Source organism: Desulfosporosinus burensis, from assembly GCF_054657535.1.
The window spans coordinates 1-346 of record NZ_BAAHYN010000101.1 but is presented as its reverse complement, the minus strand read 5'-3'; the positions used below and the strand labels follow the sequence as shown (position 1 = coordinate 346).

Below are 346 nucleotides of genomic sequence, written 5' to 3'. Positions count from 1 at the left end.
TGGTTAAGTGGAAAAGAGACGGGCACGATAGAATTGTTTTCGGTCTGAAGTGATGGAAGAACTTCGCAGGCGGCTGTGCGGACTTTTTTCAACCAATAGTAATAATTTCTCGGTATAATGCTATTCTCAGCGCACCAGACAGCGACAGTCTGTCCACTGCTCCGGCATTCACGGACGATCTCAGTCCACTGATTTAATCGGTAGTTACGGGTTGCTTCTCTGGTATCCAACTCTAAACCTCCTTTGCAGTTTTTAGACTAACTCGAAAAACTGCAAAAACTCTAATTTAGAGTATTGTTACATAGTTTTAATTAGGTTTCTATACACTGTCTTATTAGACGCTTAC

Annotated in this window: 1 protein-coding gene; it reads right to left on the bottom strand. The window is 41.6% G+C overall.

What is annotated here, in order from left to right:
• Positions 1-230: IS66 family insertion sequence element accessory protein TnpA (tnpA, locus tag ACYQ3Q_RS28575; protein WP_459931758.1), on the bottom strand; the 230-nt coding region annotated here is incomplete at its 3' end.
• Between the last annotated feature and the right edge of the window lie 116 nt (positions 231-346).